The following is a 14,000-nucleotide window of genomic DNA, read 5'->3' as shown; positions in this document are numbered from 1 at the left end:
CCCCCGGACCGGGGGCGCCGCCGTCGTCGTCCCGGGGCCCGTGTCAGGCGCGCGGCACCCTCTCGCCCGTTCCGGCGTCGACCACGGTGCGCTCGCCCAGAGGTGTGCCGAGTGTCACCTTCCGGGTCAGCTCCTTGGCGATCATGACGCAGGCCTTCCCCGGGTCCCGCTCCGATTCGCTGACCGTGACCCGAACCGCCGAGCCGCTCTCCGTGGCCCGCGCCGTATAGGTGCTGCACACACCGCCCCAGAAGGTGACCTCCAGCGTTCGGCCGTCCGCGCTGTACGAGGTGATCACCGTGCCTCCGGCTCCGGGGTCCTTCGTGGGCTCGGGGGCGGGCGGAGTGCCCTGCGGTGTCAGGTGGTCCGGGTGCACCGCGACGCGGACGACCGTGTGCACGGGGCCGCCGCCCTCGGACCGTACGGAGAAGAGCCACGACGGTACGAGGAGCCGCTCCCCGCCCGCGTACTGCGCGGAGAGCCCGAACTCGGCCTTGACGACCTCCGCCGTGGCGGGCTGCCGCGGGGCGCCGGGCGCACCGCAGGCGGCCGTCGGCAGGGAGTCGTCCTCCAGTGGGACAGGGGTCGCACAGTCTCCCGTGCCGCCCTTCGCGGACCGCCGGCTCTCCGCGTTCAGCTGCTCCAGCGCCTCGTCCGCGCCGATCACCGGATAGCTGTCGCTCTTCTCCAGCCCCTTGAGGTTGCCGCTGCCGCCGACGACCTCGCCGTCCGCGCCCACCTGGATGCCGGTCGACCAGCCGTACGTCGGCAGCCCGCCCACCACCGGATCCGCGTTCACGACCCGCACCGAGCCCATCAGCTGGCGGGCGTCGAGCGCGGCGCCGTCCTGTCCCACGGCCTTGAGTACGGGGGCGGCGGCGGCCTTCGCGGCCTTCTCGCCGACCGGGGAGCCGGACTGCGGCGCGGGATCCTTCTTCGCGCAGGTCCGCGCGGACTCGCAGGAGTCTGACCCGCCGGAACCGTAGCGGGCGAAGGTCCAGGTGCCGGGCGCCTGCTTGATCACGCGCAGCACCGGGCCCGCACCGTCCCCGTCGCTGCCCACCTTCCACGCGGTGCCGTCCGGGCGCGGCGTGCCCGGCAGCCCGAGGGCCTCGGCCAGCCGCGCCACCTCGGCCGCCGTCACCGTTCCCCCGGCGCGTCGTACGGCGGCGGAGCCGGGCCCGTCGGGCAGCTCGCCCTTGGCCCGGTAGACGACCCCGCTGCCGTGCGGGTCCGGTTCACCGGGCGCGATGCCCGGGGGCGGCCCGGTCGGGCCGTCGGCGTGGTCCAGCGCGAGCAGCGGGGGAGTCGCGCCCCCGGAGGCCGCCCGGCCGGCGTCCGTACCGCCCTCGCCGGATGCGTTCGAGGCCCAGTACGCGGCCCCGCCGCCGGCCAGCAGTACGGCTGCCGCCACCGAGGTCACGGCGAGCGGCGAACGCCGCCGCCGGGTACCGGTCACGTCATTCTCTGGTCGCCCGTCGCTCACCGGATCGCTCCTTCGGCTGCCTGGCCGTCACTGGCACGTCGTCCGCCCTCCGGGGCCGGAGAGCACCGATGGGACGGGGCAGGGACGCGCGCGGTTCCACGCCTGTGCGGCGGAACCGTGCGGGGCCGGGATCAGTCCCCGTAGCCGGACATGCCGTCGACCAGCCGGGCGGAGGACGGCGGCACCGTGACCCCGTGGATGCGGGACGGTTCCACCGGCTTCACCGCGGTCCTCTCGGGTACGACCCAGTGCGGCGCCATACGCGCGCAGTCCCCCCGCAGCTCGGCCAGGCTCATCTCGGACTCACGCGAAACGATCGTGTTCGACATAAACGCACCGTACGCAGGGTGGAGCTCAGGTAGAAAGACCTACTATCGGGTAGTTTTGCCCTTTCAGGCACAGTGGCGTCACCGGGTAGCGTGAAGTGTCACGCCGTCCCGGAGGGCGCGCTCGCGCGTTCTCTCCGCCTTCCGCAGGAGCAGCCTCCCCGTGCGCATCGCAGTCACCGGCTCCATCGCCACAGACCACCTCATGACCTTCCCCGGCCGATTCGCGGACCAGTTGGTCGCCGATCAGCTGCACACGGTCTCGCTCTCCTTCCTGGTCGACAACCTCGACGTGCGCCGCGGTGGTGTCGGCGCCAACATCGCGTTCGGTATGGGTGTGCTCGGTACGCGGCCGATCCTGGTCGGTGCTGCCGGGGCGGACTTCGACGACTACCGCGCGTGGCTCGACCGGCACGGCGTCGACACCGAGTCGATCCGGATCTCCGAGGTCCTGCACACGGCGCGCTTCGTCTGCACGACGGACTCCGACCACAACCAGATCGGCTCCTTCTACACGGGCGCGATGAGCGAGGCCCGCCTGATCGAGCTCAAGAGCGTCGCCGACCGCGTGGGCGGCCTCGACCTCGTCTCCATCGGCGCCAACGACCCCGAGGCGATGCTCCGCCACACCGAGGAGTGCCGCTCCCGCGGGATCCCGTTCGCCGCCGACTTCTCCCAGCAGATCGCCCGGATGGACGGCGAGGAGATCCGGATCCTCCTCGACGGTGCGACGTACCTCTTCTCCAACGAGTACGAGAAGGGGCTCATCGAGTCCAAGACCGGCTGGACCCACGAAGAGATCCTGTCCAAGGTCGGCCACCGCGTCACCACCCTCGGCTCGCGCGGCGTCCGGATCGAGCGGGCGGGCCAGGACCCCATCGAGGTCGGCTGCGCAGAGGAGGAGCGGAAGACCGACCCGACCGGCGTCGGCGACGCGTTCCGCGCCGGTTTCCTCTCCGGTCTCGTCTGGGGTGTGAGCCTGGAGCGCGCGGCCCAGGTCGGCTGCATGCTCGCGACCCTGGTCATCGAGACGGTCGGCACCCAGGAGTACACCCTGCGCCGCGCGCACTTCATGGAGCGCTTCACCAAGGCGTACGGCGACGAGGCCGCCACCGAGGTCCGCAAGCACCTCTCCTGACCCCCGCACCACCCGGGTCAGACGAGCCGGCGGACCACATAGGCCGAGCCGCGGTCCGCCGGCTCCTCACCCATGTACTCCTGTTCGCGCATCTCGCACCAGGCCGGGATGTCGAGCCGGGCCGCCTCGTCGTCGGCGAGCACCGTCACCGTGCCGCCGACGGGTACCTCTCCGATCACCTTTGCGAGTTCGATGACCGGAATCGGGCAGCGCCGGCCCAGCGCGTCGACCACGAGTGAGTCCCGCGGGGCGGGGGAGTGGGCCGGTGCGGCGGGCGCGCCGAGTTTCGCCCGCACCTCGGCCACCACACCCGGCAGGACGCCGAGGAAGCGTTCGACCTCGTCGCCGGTGGTTCCGGTGGGCAGCGACACGCGCACGTTCCCTTCCGTGAGCACTCCCATCGCCTTGAGGACATGGCTGGGCGTCAGCGTGCTGCTCGTGCAGGACGAACCCGATGAAACGGAGAATCCAGCGCGATCCAGCTCGTGGAGCAGTGTCTCCCCGTCGACATAGAGACAGGAGAAGGTGACCAGGTGCGGCAGGCGGCGTTCAGGGTCGCCGACCACCTCCACGTCGGGAACCAGGCCGGCCACCGCCGCCCGGACACGGTCCACCAGCGCGCGCAGCCGGACGGACTCGGCCGGGGCCTCCGCACGCACCGCCCGCAGCGAGGCCGCGGCCGCCACGATCGCCGGGATGTTCTCGAAGCCGGCGGCCCGCCCCGACTCCCTCTCGTCGGACGGGCCTTGGGGTGCGAAGCGGACCCCCTTGCGCACGGCGAGCAGCCCGACACCGGACGGCCCGCCCCACTTGTGCGCGCTCGCGGTCAGCAGCGACCAGCGGCCGGCCACCGGCCCCCAGCCCAGGGACTGGGCCGCGTCCACCAGCAGCGGCACACCGGCCTCGGCGCAGATCTCGGCGGTCTCCGCCACCGGCTGCACGGTCCCCACCTCGTGGTTGGCGGACTGCAGGCAGGCCAGTGCGGTGTCCGCGCGAAGCGCCCGGCCGTAGGCCGCCGGGTCCACTGCTCCGGTCCGGTCCACCGGCACCTCGGTGAACGACCCTCCGGCCGCCTCAAGCGCCGCGGCCGAGTGCAGCACCGAGGAGTGTTCGACCGCGGAGAGGACCATATGGCGGCCGACACGCCGACGGCCGGAAAGTGCTCCGGCCGTCCCCGAATGCACCGCCCGGGTGCCCGAGGAGGTGAACACGAGCTCGTCCGGCCGGCAGCCGACCGCCTCCGCGACGGTCTCCCGGGCCGCGTCCAGCAGCAGCGCCGCCCGCCGTCCCTCGCGGTAGAGCCGTGCGGGATCGGCCCAGCCCTCGTCCAGGGAGGCAAGCAGGGCCTGGCGGGCGACGGGATGCAGGGGAGCGGAGGAGGCCGCGTCGAAGTAGGGCACGCGGCCACGCTAGTCCGCCGGAGGGCTTCTCACGGTGACGGGCTCCCCGCCCGGCGGAAGAGGGGGCGTCAGATGGTGGCCGACGCGCGGATTCCACCCCTTCGGGGTGTCGGGCGGCGCGTTGGGCACCCTCCCCGCGCGACCCCAAATAGCGTCCAGTAGGGTTTGGTCCGCATAAACATCCAAACCCCTGCCCGCGTCAGGGGCGGCGACCGACCAAGTGAGACGGGCGCGCCGACCGTGCGGGCGAGACTCTCGGGAAGGCGCTACGTGAGTCCCAACGGCTCCGACCGCTCGTCGCGGCGCCCGATGCGGCGGAAGCTGCCGCAGGTGCTGACTGCGGGCCTGGTCCTGGCGACGGCCTCCGGTTGTTCATACAACTGGGAGGATTTCCCCCGCCTTGGTATGCCCACCCCGGTAACGGAAGAGGCCCCACGGATCCTCTCCCTCTGGCAGGGCTCGTGGGCGGCAGCGCTCGCCACGGGTGTCCTCGTCTGGGGGCTGATCCTGTGGAGCGTCATCTTCCACCGGCGTAGCAGGACCAAGGTGGAGGTACCGCACCAGACCAGGTACAACATGCCTATCGAGGCGCTGTACACAGTGGTCCCCCTCATCATCGTCTCGGTGCTCTTCTACTTCACCGCGCGCGATGAATCGAAGCTCCTCGAGCTCAGCCCGAAGCCGGCCCACACGATCAACGTGGTCGGCTACCAGTGGAGCTGGGGCTTCAACTACATCGAGAAGGTGGAGGGCCAGCCCTCCGCCGGTAACGAGGTCCCGAAGGAACTCGACGCCATCCCCGACAGGTTCCGCGAGGACTTCCCGAAGGGCGCCGGTGGCGTCTACGACGTGGGCGTCCCCGGCACGAGGAACCCGCAGAACGGCAACCCGGGTCCGACCCTGTGGCTGCCGAAGGGCGAGAAGGTCCGCTTCGTTCTGACTTCGCGTGACGTCATCCACTCCTTCTGGGTGGTGCCGTTCCTCATGAAGCAGGACGTCATTCCGGGCCACACCAACTCCTTCGAGGTCACTCCGAACAAGGAGGGCACCTACAGGGGCAAGTGCGCCGAGCTCTGCGGCGTCGACCACTCCCGGATGCTCTTCAACGTCAAGATCGTCTCCCCCGAGCGTTACCAGCAGCACCTCAAGGAGCTGGCGGAGAAGGGTCAGACGGGCTACGTGCCGGCAGGCATCGCGCAGACGGACCCGGCCAGGAATGCGGAGACCAACAAACTGTGAGCATCCTCAACGAATCCCAGGGTGCCGCGGCGGCAGACGCCTCGTTCGAGGACGAGCTACCGGTGCGGCGCAAGCAGCCGGGGAGTGTCGTCGTCAAGTGGCTGACCACCACTGACCACAAGACGATCGGCACGATGTACCTGGTCACGTCGTTCGCTTTCTTCGTCATCGGTGGCCTTCTGGCGCTCTTCATGCGCGCCGAGCTGGCCCGCCCCGGTACGCAGATCATGTCGAACGAGCAGTTCAACCAGGCGTTCACGATGCACGGCACGATCATGCTGCTGATGTTCGCGACGCCGCTGTTCGCCGGATTCGCGAACTGGATCATGCCGCTGCAGATCGGCGCGCCCGACGTGGCGTTCCCGCGGCTGAACATGTTCGCGTACTGGCTTTACCTCTTCGGCTCGCTCATCGCGGTGGCCGGCTTCCTCACCCCGCAGGGTGCGGCGGACTTCGGCTGGTTCGCCTACTCCCCGCTGTCGGACGCGGTCCGCTCGCCGGGCGTCGGCGCCGACATGTGGATCATGGGTCTGGCCTTCTCCGGCTTCGGCACGATCCTCGGTTCGGTCAATTTCATCACCACGATCATCTGCATGCGCGCCCCCGGCATGACGATGTTCCGTATGCCGATCTTCGTGTGGAACGTCCTGCTGACCGGTGTTCTGGTCCTGCTGGCCTTCCCGGTCCTGGCCGCCGCGCTCTTCGCGCTGGAGGTGGACCGTAAATTCGGCGCACATATCTTCGATGCGGCGAACGGTGGCGCATTGCTCTGGCAACACCTCTTCTGGTTCTTCGGCCATCCAGAGGTGTACATCATCGCGCTGCCGTTCTTCGGAATCATTTCGGAGATCATTCCGGTATTCAGCCGCAAACCGATGTTCGGTTATGTCGGCCTGATCAGCGCGACGATCGCCATTGCCGGTCTTTCCGTGACGGTGTGGGCTCACCACATGTACGTCACGGGCGGTGTGCTGTTGCCGTTCTTCTCCTTCATGACATTCCTCATCGCCGTACCGACCGGTGTGAAGTTCTTCAACTGGATCGGCACGATGTGGAAGGGGTCGTTGTCCTTCGAGACACCGATGCTCTGGTCCGTCGGCTTCCTGATCACCTTCGCCTTCGGTGGTCTGACGGGCGTGATCCTGGCGTCGCCCCCGCTGGACTTCCACATCTCCGACTCGTACTTCGTCGTCGCGCACTTCCACTACGTCGTCTTCGGCACCGTGGTCTTCGCGATGTTCGCCGGCTTCCACTTCTGGTGGCCGAAGTTCACCGGCAAGATGCTGGACGAGCGGCTCGGCAAGATGACCTTCTGGACGCTGTTCATCGGCTTCCACGGCACCTTCCTGGTGCAGCACTGGCTCGGTGCCGAGGGCATGCCGCGTCGCTACGCGGACTACCTCGCGGCCGACGGCTTCACCGCGCTGAACACGATCTCGACGATCTCCTCGTTCGTGCTCGGCCTGTCGATGCTCCCGTTCTTCTACAACGTCTGGAAGACGGCCAAGTACGGCAAGAAGGTCGAGGTCGACGACCCCTGGGGCTACGGCCGTTCGCTCGAATGGGCGACGTCTTGCCCGCCCCCGCGGCACAACTTCATCAGCCTGCCGCGGATCCGGTCCGAATCCCCGGCATTCGACCTGCACCACCCGGAGATCGCGGCGCTGGAGCAGCTGGATCACCTGTCCGAGGGTGACAAGGTTCTCGTCGGCGGCAAGGAGGACGGCAAGTGAAGATCCAGGGCAAGCTCTTCCTCTGGCTGAGTCTCTTCATGCTGGCCATCGCCATCACGTACGGCGTGTGGTCCAAGGAGCCGGTCGGCACCACCGCGCTGTTCCTGGCCTTCGGGCTCACCCTGATGATCGGCTTCTACCTGGCCTTCACAGCCAACCGGGTAGACGCGATGGCCCAGGACAACAAGGAGGCCGATGTCGCGGACGAGGCGGGTGAGGTGGGCTTCTTCTCGCCGCACAGCTGGCAGCCGCTCTCGCTGGCCATCGGGGGTGCCTTCCTCTTCATGGGAGTCGTCTTCGGCTGGTGGCTCGCCTACTTCGCGGCTCCGCTGCTTCTGATCGGCCTGTTCGGCTGGGTGTTCGAGTACTACCGGGGCGAGAACCGCACCCAGTAGGACACGCCGCCGAAGGACGTGCAGTACCCGAACGGGGGCCCGGCCCGCTCAGCAATGAGCGGGCCGGGCCCCCGTTTGCAGTCACTGAACGCGCTGGATCGGATGAATCTTCTTAGCGTGGGTTCATGAACCACACGCCGCGCATCCGCCCCGTAGTGAGCTGCTCCCTGCTGGTCGTCACCCTGGTAGCTGGTGCGACCGCCTGTGGGGAGCCCGACGGCCATCCGCTGTCGCTGAAGCCCTACGACGCAGCCGATCTGGTCTCCTTCAACGGACCGTCCGGGAACAAGAAGGCCGACCCCGACAAGCCCCTCGAATTCACCGTCAAGGACGACGACGTGACCATCACGGACGTCACGGCCGTCGACACCGAGGGCCGCCATCTGGCCGGAGAGCTCGACGCCGACGGCAAGCGGTGGCACTCCACGACCTCGCTGGCCGCCGGGACCCGATACACCGTCAAGGTCTCGACCGAGAACGAGGACGGCGCCCCCGGCAGCCGTACGTACGCGTTCGGCACGACCTCGGCCAAGAAGTTCCTGAAGGTCACCTTCGGCCCGCAGGCGGGCACCTACGGGGTCGGACAGCCCCTCACAGCGGAACTCAGCGCTCCGGTCGCCGACCGGGCGAGCCGGGCCACCGTCGAGCGAGGGCTGCAGGTCCGGTCCTCACCCGCCGTCACCGGCTCCTGGTACTGGGTCGACGACAAGACCCTGCACTACCGCCCCCAGGAGTACTGGCCCGCCGACGCCACCATCGACCTGCGCAGCAACCTCAAGGGGATAAAGGTGGGCAACGCCCTGTACGGGGGTGATGCCAAGGCCCTGAAACTCAAGACCGGGGACCGGATAGAAGCCATCACCGACGCGGCGGACCACTCGATGACGGTCCTGCGCAACGGTGAAGTGATCAACACCATCCCGGTCACCACGGGCAAGCCCGGCTTCGACACGCGCAACGGCGTCAAGGTCGTGCTGGCCAAGGAGCAGTTCGTACGCATGCGCGGTGAGAGCATCGGCATCGCGGCCGGCTCGTCGGAGTCCTACGACCTGCCCGTCTACTGGGCCACCCGGGTCACCTGGAGCGGCGAGTACGTCCACGCCGCGCCGTGGTCGACGGGTTCGCAGGGCAGCGCCAATGTCAGCCACGGCTGCACCGGCATGAGCACCGCGGACGCCGAATGGTTCTTCGAGACCGTGCGCGAGGGCGACGTGGTCAAGGTCGTCGGCAGCGAAGGCGAGACCATGACGCCGTTCGACAACGGCTTCGGCGACTGGAACCTGGACTGGGACGCCTGGCAGAAGGGCAGCGCCCTGCGCAGCGGCACGCCGGACGCCGGTACCGATGTCCGGACGGCGCGCCTGCGCCCCCAGGTCTGATCAGGCCCGGAGTGCGCACCGGCGCCCCGGGAGAACACCGCGGAGGGGATCGGGGCCCCTCCGCCGCGCCACGCCTCTCAGGCCCCCACGGACAGCCTCCGACGCAGGACGGAGGCGAGGGCGTCCGCGAAGCCGACCGGGTCCACCGGAAGCGTCACAGCGGCGTCGGCACGGCTCCAGGTGGCCAGCCAGGCGTCCTGCGGTCGCCCGATCAGCAGCAGCACCGGCGGGCAGTCGAAGATCTCGTCCTTGATCTGCCTGCAGACGCCCATGCCGCCCGCGGGCGCCGTCTCGCCGTCCAGTACGCAGACGTCGATGCCGCCCTTGTCGAGCGCGCTCAGCACGGCGGGCAGGGTGGCGCACTCCAGGAACTCCACCGGTGGAACGTCCGCCGCAGGCCTGCGACCGGCTGCCAGCCTCACCTGCTCACGCGTGTTGGCGTCGTCGCTGTAGACCAGGACCGTGGCGGTCGGCTGCATTGTTCCTCCGTGACGTCTGTGTCTTCGGGGCTCTCGGGGCATGAACCGATGGGCGGATCGTACTCCGGCCGACGGCCTGTCAGCACCGGTAAAGACATCGATTCGATGGGCCGTTCGGGGAGGACACACCTCGCTGACACACCGAACGGCACCCCCCGGAGTGAGGGCGGGATAAGCGACCGACATAATGTCGGTCGTGGCGACAGCAACGACAGTAGAAACCGGGCACGCGCACCCGTCGGTCAATCGACCGAACCTCACCAGCGTCGGAACCATCATCTGGTTGAGTTCCGAGCTGATGTTCTTCGCGGCCCTCTTCGCGATGTACTTCACCCTGCGATCGGTGCTGGGACCCGATCACTGGAAGGAGATGGCCGACCATCTGAACTTCCCGTTCTCGGCGACGAACACCACGATCCTGGTGCTTTCCTCTCTCACCTGCCAGCTCGGCGTTTTCGCCGCGGAGCGGGGCGATGTGAAGAAGCTCCGCACCTGGTTCATGATCACGTTCGTGATGGGCGCGATCTTCATCGGGGGCCAGGTCTTCGAGTACACCGAGCTGGTCAAGAAGGACGGACTCTCCCTGTCCTCCGACCCGTACGGTTCGGTGTTCTACCTGACGACCGGCTTCCACGGTCTGCATGTGACAGGCGGCCTCATCGCCTTCCTGCTCGTTCTGGGCAGGACATACGCGGCCTCGAGATTCACCCACGAACAGGCCACAGCCGCCATCGTCGTGTCCTACTACTGGCACTTCGTCGATGTCGTCTGGATCGGTCTGTTCGCCACGATCTACATGATCAAGTAACTGGGCTCGCGCCCACCCACCATCGACGCAGAAGATCCTGACACCGGGGTAATCCGTGAAAAAGCTCTCCGCACGACGACGCCATCCGCTGGCGGCGGTCGTCGTACTACTCCTCGCGCTGGCGGCTACCGGGGGGCTGTACGCCGCGTTCGCGCCTGCGGGTAAGGCGCAGGCCGACGAAACCGCCCAGTCCCTCGCCATCGACGAGGGCAAGAAGCTCTACTCCGTGGGCTGTGCCAGCTGCCACGGGACCGGCGGTCAGGGCACCACCGACGGACCGTCCCTCGTGGGCGTGGGCTCCGCCGCCGTCGACTTCCAGGTCGCCACCGGACGCATGCCGGCCCAGCAGCCGGGCGCCCAGGTGCCGAAGAAGCCGGTCATCTACAACCAGGCAGAGATCGACCAGCTCGCGGCGTACATCTCGTCGCTGGGCGCCGGTCCGATCACGCCGACCAAGAGTCAGGTCGACCCCTCGGGCGCCGACGTGGCCAAGGGCGGCGACCTGTTCCGCACCAACTGCGCGCAGTGCCACAACTTCACCGGCAAGGGCGGCGCGCTGACGCACGGCAAGTTCGCCCCGGACCTCCAGGGCGTGAGCCCGAAACACATCTACGAGGCCATGCAGACCGGCCCGCAGAGCATGCCCTCCTTCCCGGACAGCACCATGCCGGAGAAGGAGAAGAAAGACATCATCGCGTACATCAAGACCGTGAACGGTGGCGACTCCGCGAGCCCCGGCGGGCTCTCGCTCGGTGGCCTCGGTCCCGTCAGCGAGGGTCTCTTCGGCTGGATCTTCGGACTGGGCGGACTGGTCGCCATCGCCGTCTGGGTCGCGGCCCACACCGCTAAGGCCAAGAAGTCATGAGTAGCCAAGAGATTTCAGAAGAGGGCCTGCCCGCAGGGCAGGACACCGCGCACGGCGCGGTAGCGGTCGCGGACGACCCGTTCGCCGACCCCGGGCTGCCGGCGCACAAGCCGCGCATCCAGGACATCGACGAACGGGCCGCGGATCGCTCCGAGCGCGCCGTCGCGTTCATGTTCACGCTGTCCATGCTGGCGACGGTCGGCTTCATCGCCAGCTACGTCATCTTCCCGGTCGACAAGATCGTGTTCATCTGGCCCTTCGGCCACGTGAGCGTGCTCAACTTCTCCCTGGGACTGACGCTCGGCCTGGCGCTGTTCCTCATCGGCGCGGGTGCCGTCCACTGGGCGCGCACCCTGATGTCCGACGTCGAGGTCGCCGACGACCGGCACGCCATCGAGGCCACGCCCGAGGTCAAGGCCAAGGTCATGGCCGACTTCGCGGCCGGTGCCGAGGAGTCCGCGCTCGGACGGCGCAAGCTGATCCGCAACACCATGTTCGGCGCGCTGGCACTGGTGCCGCTCTCCGGTGTGGTGCTGCTGCGCGACCTCGGTCCGCTGCCGGAGAAGAAGCTCCGCAACACGCTGTGGGCCAAGGGCAAGCTGCTCGTCAACATGAACACGATGGAGCCGCTGCGTCCCGAGGACGTCGTCGTCGGTTCGCTCACCTTCGCCATGCCCGAGGGCCTGGAGGAGGACGCGCACGACTTCCAGACGCAGATCGCCAAGTCCGCCCTGATGATCATCCGCATCGAGCCGGACAACATCAAGGACAAGCGCGAGCGCGAGTGGGCCCACGAGGGAATCGTGGCCTTCTCCAAGATCTGCACCCACGTCGGCTGCCCGATCAGCCTGTACGAGCAGCAGACGCATCACGTGCTCTGCCCGTGCCACCAGTCCACCTTCGACCTCTCCGACGGCGCCCGCGTCATCTTCGGTCCGGCCGGTCACGCCCTCCCGCAGCTGCGGATCGGTGTGAACAGCGAGGGCAACCTCGAAGCCCTCGGTGACTTCGAAGAGCCCGTCGGTCCTGCCTTCTGGGAGCGCGGATGAGTACTGCGACGGAAACACAGCGCAAGGCGCCCGCCGGTGAGCGTGTCGCCGACTGGGCGGACGGCCGGCTCGGCATCTACGGGCTCGCCAAGGCCAACATGCGCAAGATCTTCCCGGACCACTGGTCCTTCATGCTCGGTGAGATCTGCCTCTACAGCTTCCTCATCATCATCCTCACGGGTGTGTACCTGACGCTGTTCTTCCACCCGAGCATGAACGAGGTCGTGTATCACGGCTCGTACGAGCCGATGCAGGGCATCCGGATGTCCGAGGCCTACGCCTCGACGCTGGACATCAGCTTCGACGTCCGCGGCGGCCTGCTGGTCCGGCAGATCCACCACTGGGCAGCGGTGATCTTCCTCGCCGGCATGTTCGTGCACATGTTCCGGGTGTTCTTCACCGGCGCGTACCGCAAGCCGCGCGAGATCAACTGGCTGTTCGGCTTCCTGCTGTTCGTCCTCGGCATGTTCACCGGGTTCACCGGTTACTCGCTCCCGGACGACCTGCTCTCCGGTACGGGTGTGCGCTTCACGGAGGGCGCGATCCTGTCGATGCCGATCGTCGGTACGTACATCTCGATGTTCCTGTTCGGCGGGGAGTTCCCCGGCACGGACATCATCGCGAGGTTCTACTCGATCCACATCCTGCTGCTGCCCGGCATCATGCTCGGGCTCGTGGTCGGCCACCTCATCCTGGTGTTCTTCCACAAGCACACCCAGTTCGCCGGCCCCGGCCGCACGAACAAGAACGTCGTCGGCATGCCCCTGCTTCCGGTGTACATGGCCAAGGCCGGAGGCTTCTTCTTCCTGGTCTTCGGTTTCATCGCGATCCTCTCGGCCATCGCCTCGATCAACCCGATCTGGGCACTCGGCCCGTACCGTCCCGACCAGGTGTCCACGGGCGCCCAGCCGGACTGGTACATGGGATTCGCCGAAGGCTTCGTCCGTGTGATGCCCGGCTGGGAGATCAACCTCTGGGGCCACACCCTGGTCCTGGGCGTGCTCATCCCGCTGGTCCTCTTCGGTCTGGTCCTCGGGGCGCTGGCGCTCTACCCGTTCATCGAGTCGTGGATCACCGGGGACAAGCGCGAGCACCACATCCTGGACAAGCCGCGCAACACCCCGGTCCGCACCGGTCTCGGTGTCGCCTGGGTGACGATCTACTTCGTCATGCTGATCGGCGGCGGCAACGACATCTGGGCGACGCACTTCCACCTGTCGCTCAACGCGATCAGCTGGTTCGTCCGGATCGCGTTCTTCGTCGGCCCGGTCGTGGCGTTCATCGTCACGAAGCGGATCTGCCTCGGCCTCCAGCGGCGCGACAAGGAGAAGGTGCTGCACGGGCGCGAGTCCGGCACCATCAAGCGCCTGCCGCACGGTGAGTTCGTCGAGATCCACGAGCCGCTCAGCCCTGGGCAGCTGCACACGCTCACCGCGCACGAGCAGTACAAGCCGGTCGAGATCGGCCCGACGGTCGACGAGAACGGTGTCGAGCGCAAGCCCTCCGTACTGGAGAAGATGCGGGCGAGCCTCAGCGAGAAGTACTTCGGCGAGGGAACTCAGATCCCCAAGCCCACTGCCGAGGAGTACAAGGAGATCAACAGCGGCCACGGCCACCACTGATCACCTCAGCTGACCGCCACAGCGAAGAGCCCCGTCCATCCGATGGACGGGGCTCTTCGCCGTCTCCGGGCTGGATAGGGT

Annotated in this window: 13 protein-coding genes; 9 read left to right on the top strand and 4 right to left on the bottom strand. The window is 68.1% G+C overall.

Features of this window, described 5'->3' with window-relative positions; genetic code table 11:
* Positions 1–43: 43 nt before the first annotated feature.
* On the bottom strand, positions 44–1,486 hold the full coding sequence (locus tag ACFU5K_RS16425) for a hypothetical protein (RefSeq protein ID WP_384061603.1): 1,443 nt from the start codon (positions 1,484–1,486) through the stop codon (positions 44–46).
* Between the two features lie 131 nt (positions 1,487–1,617).
* The gene (locus tag ACFU5K_RS16420; RefSeq protein WP_384061600.1) at positions 1,618–1,815 is read right to left on the bottom strand and encodes a hypothetical protein; all 198 of its coding nucleotides are present in this window, start codon (positions 1,813–1,815) and stop codon (positions 1,618–1,620) included.
* 160 nt (positions 1,816–1,975) lie between these two features.
* Between ACFU5K_RS16420 and ACFU5K_RS16415 the strand changes: the two genes are divergently transcribed.
* Positions 1,976–2,950 (top strand): carbohydrate kinase family protein, encoded by a 975-nt coding sequence (locus ACFU5K_RS16415; RefSeq protein WP_384061597.1) that lies wholly within the window; start codon positions 1,976–1,978, stop codon positions 2,948–2,950.
* Positions 2,951–2,967: 17 nt separating this feature from the next.
* Here the strand turns inward: ACFU5K_RS16415 and ACFU5K_RS16410 are convergent, their stop codons facing one another.
* On the bottom strand, positions 2,968–4,350 hold the full coding sequence (locus ACFU5K_RS16410) for a cysteine desulfurase/sulfurtransferase TusA family protein (protein ID WP_384061594.1): 1,383 nt from the start codon (positions 4,348–4,350) through the stop codon (positions 2,968–2,970).
* Positions 4,351–4,620: 270 nt separating this feature from the next.
* Between ACFU5K_RS16410 and coxB the strand changes: the two genes are divergently transcribed.
* From coxB to ACFU5K_RS16390, 4 genes are all read left to right on the top strand, one after another.
* Positions 4,621–5,589, top strand: a complete 969-nt coding sequence (gene coxB, locus ACFU5K_RS16405; protein WP_384061592.1) for a cytochrome c oxidase subunit II — start codon at positions 4,621–4,623, stop codon at positions 5,587–5,589.
* Positions 5,586–7,322 carry a cytochrome c oxidase subunit I gene (ctaD, locus tag ACFU5K_RS16400; protein ID WP_384061589.1) on the top strand — a complete coding sequence of 579 codons (1,737 nt, stop codon included), beginning with the start codon at positions 5,586–5,588 and terminating at the stop codon, positions 7,320–7,322. Before coxB ends, ctaD begins: the two co-directional genes overlap by 4 nt.
* Entirely contained in the window at positions 7,319–7,717 is a 399-nt protein-coding gene (locus tag ACFU5K_RS16395) for a cytochrome c oxidase subunit 4 (protein ID WP_327119354.1), read from the top strand. The genes ctaD and ACFU5K_RS16395 overlap by 4 nt, the downstream gene beginning before the upstream one ends.
* A 125-nt stretch (positions 7,718–7,842) precedes the next feature.
* Entirely contained in the window at positions 7,843–9,096 is a 1,254-nt protein-coding gene (locus ACFU5K_RS16390; protein WP_384061586.1) for an Ig-like domain-containing protein, read from the top strand.
* A gap of 77 nt (positions 9,097–9,173) precedes the next feature.
* On the opposite strand, the gene ACFU5K_RS16385 is transcribed toward ACFU5K_RS16390, so the two are convergent.
* Positions 9,174–9,575 (bottom strand): hypothetical protein, encoded by a 402-nt coding sequence (locus tag ACFU5K_RS16385; protein ID WP_384061583.1) that lies wholly within the window; start codon positions 9,573–9,575, stop codon positions 9,174–9,176.
* 187 nt (positions 9,576–9,762) lie between these two features.
* Between ACFU5K_RS16385 and ACFU5K_RS16380 the strand changes: the two genes are divergently transcribed.
* The 4 genes from ACFU5K_RS16380 to ACFU5K_RS16365 are packed head-to-tail and all read left to right on the top strand — an operon-like array spanning position 9,763 to position 13,919.
* On the top strand, positions 9,763–10,383 hold the full coding sequence (locus ACFU5K_RS16380; RefSeq protein ID WP_327119360.1) for a heme-copper oxidase subunit III: 621 nt from the start codon (positions 9,763–9,765) through the stop codon (positions 10,381–10,383).
* Between the two features lie 55 nt (positions 10,384–10,438).
* The gene (locus tag ACFU5K_RS16375) at positions 10,439–11,248 is read left to right on the top strand and encodes a c-type cytochrome (RefSeq protein WP_384061580.1); all 810 of its coding nucleotides are present in this window, start codon (positions 10,439–10,441) and stop codon (positions 11,246–11,248) included.
* Complete coding sequence (locus ACFU5K_RS16370; protein WP_384061577.1) at positions 11,245–12,297, top strand: Rieske 2Fe-2S domain-containing protein; 1,053 nt, start codon at positions 11,245–11,247, stop codon at positions 12,295–12,297. The genes ACFU5K_RS16375 and ACFU5K_RS16370 overlap by 4 nt, the downstream gene beginning before the upstream one ends.
* Complete coding sequence (locus tag ACFU5K_RS16365; protein ID WP_384061575.1) at positions 12,294–13,919, top strand: cytochrome bc complex cytochrome b subunit; 1,626 nt, start codon at positions 12,294–12,296, stop codon at positions 13,917–13,919. Before ACFU5K_RS16370 ends, ACFU5K_RS16365 begins: the two co-directional genes overlap by 4 nt.
* Positions 13,920–14,000: the final 81 nt, after the last annotated feature.

Source organism: Streptomyces sp. NPDC057428, assembly GCF_042803195.1.
Taxonomy (GTDB): domain Bacteria; phylum Actinomycetota; class Actinomycetes; order Streptomycetales; family Streptomycetaceae; genus Streptomyces.
Note: the sequence above shows the minus strand (reverse complement) of the source record. Positions and strands in the feature narration are given on the sequence as shown.